The following is a 1,994-nucleotide window of genomic DNA, read 5'->3' as shown; positions in this document are numbered from 1 at the left end:
TCCTTAGCTCAGTCGGTAGAGCGACGGACTGTTAATCCGCAGGTCGCTGGTTCGAGCCCAGCAGGAGGAGCCACCTTAGAAAAAGCCGCATCATTGATGCGGCTTTTTCACATCTGTCATTAGCTCATCTCCGTTCAATTCCTTTTTCTCGCTGCCAATTTTAGAACCTTAGGCATTGGCAAATATGCAACTCAGCTCTATACCTATATAAGAACAAACTGTGTATTGAGCGAGTTAATGAGAGACACCATTGAACGAAAACCTCTATTCGTTATTGCCGCTGAAGTATCAGCAGAGTTAAATCGAGGGGTAAAAATTGCGAAACAACTACAACTGGTTGCCAGTAATGCCAGAGCGCTTGCTCTAAGAGCGGGAGAAAGTGCAGCAGGATTTAGACCCGTCACGGATTCCATTGATGAGCTCGTCCTCCTGACATTTCATTCTTCAAATACCATCAATCGACAAGCTCAACAACTCAGTCAAATTGCCACAGAGCGAACTCGTGCTCAATTTGTGTTAAAGCAGTTGAATCGTGTGGAACAAAGCAGCAAAGAAGCAATATTTCTATCCAGTTTAAATCAAGCCAAACAGCGTGCTAACGAAGATTATCAGCAACTCAACACCTTATTTACTCTCAAAGCTAAATCCCTAAAGGAAGCCCTTCAGGAGCTCTATGACCAACTGCGCATCGCTCAGATCATATCGACTATGCTAAGCGTTGAAGCATCTAAAGTCGACGAGCGTTACCGAATTCAACTCAACGCTATCGCCGATAGTGTAACGGAATTCTCTGATACAATTCGCCATCATGTTTCACTCTCTCTTAAACTCTTTTCGCTCTTTTTGTAATAAGGACATTAAAAATTATGCGCTCAGAAATTCTCTATGAAGAAGGCTCCCACCGTTGGTTGATGTTTGGTAGAGATCCTCATAAGCCTGACAAAATCATCGATACTAATCAGTATATGCTGGTACACAACGGCCAGGCGATGCTCCTCGACCCTGGTGGTATCGAGCTTTTCTCTGCTATGCTCAGCAGTGTTGTGAAAGAAATATCACTTGAGCAAATTACCCATCTATTTGCATCGCATCAAGATCCCGACATCATCTCCTCTCTTGGACTTTGGGATAAAACCCTCCCCTCAGCAACACTCCATTCACCTTGGCTTTGGGAAGGCTTTATTCGTCATTTTGGTATGGAATCTATCACCTTTGCTCCGATCAAAGATCAAGGTGGAACGGTGTCATTAGCAGGGTTAGATATTCAATTTATTCCGGCCCACTATATGCATTCTTCAGGAAATTTTTCCGTCTATGACCCTGAAGCAAAGATCTTAATGTCCGGAGATATTGGCGCCGCACTTGATCGTATCGATGCACCACTTTTCGTTGAAGACTTTGGTAGTCATATCGAAAAAATGGCCTATTTTCATCAACGTTGGATGCCATCGGAAAAAGCCAAATCAGCATGGATTGACAAGGTAAGCCAACTGGATATAGAGATGATGTGCCCGCAACACGGCGGTATTTTCCGTGGTGATGACGTGCCACGTTTTTTAGATTGGCTAGATAAGTTAGAAGTCGGTATTGCAGTTTAATTACTGTTATCCCAACACTTAAAAAGACAGAAAGTGAGGATTCAAAAGAAAGTAGCAGCCTATAAATGCCTAAGCGACTCTAAGAGTAACGTACCAAATATAGGTAATGAAGCCATAATGGAAGCATGCTATGCCAATCAGATGAGCTATCGGCGAGTAATCACCTTCAGTAAAAGAGACCTGTAATCGCAGACAACAAAACACAGTTTAGAGTGGGAAGGGACGGCCAGACTTGCATTCAAGCGGAACTCATTCGACGTTAGAGTAAACCCAAACATTCAGACGTAAAAAAGCCCCAGTTTTTCAACTGAGGCTTGGTATAAGTGGCGGAGCGGACGGGACTCGAACCCGCGACCCCCGGCGTGACAGGCCGGTATTCTAACCAACTGAACTACC

General features: G+C 44.1%; 2 protein-coding genes. Both read left to right on the top strand.

The annotated features are described in order from the left end of the window. The first annotated feature begins 237 nt into the window (after positions 1-237). Complete coding sequence (locus PQQ36_RS22360; RefSeq protein ID WP_101957340.1) at positions 238-849, top strand: chemotaxis protein; 612 nt, start codon at positions 238-240, stop codon at positions 847-849. Between the two features lie 17 nt (positions 850-866). Next, positions 867-1,598 (top strand): MBL fold metallo-hydrolase, encoded by a 732-nt coding sequence (locus PQQ36_RS22355; protein ID WP_011079446.1) that lies wholly within the window; start codon positions 867-869, stop codon positions 1,596-1,598. Positions 1,599-1,994: the final 396 nt, after the last annotated feature.

Origin of the sequence: Vibrio sp. CCUG 15886 (assembly GCF_028570825.1) — a bacterium.
Classification (GTDB): domain Bacteria; phylum Pseudomonadota; class Gammaproteobacteria; order Enterobacterales; family Vibrionaceae; genus Vibrio; species Vibrio vulnificus_B.
This window is presented reverse-complemented; position numbering and strand designations above follow the sequence as displayed.

Coding starts and splice junctions, on each gene's coding strand:
- PQQ36_RS22360 (WP_101957340.1), top strand. CDS start 238: ATGAGAGACACCATTGAACGAAAACCTCTATTCGTTATTGCCGCTGAA.
- PQQ36_RS22355 (WP_011079446.1), top strand. CDS start 867: ATGCGCTCAGAAATTCTCTATGAAGAAGGCTCCCACCGTTGGTTGATG.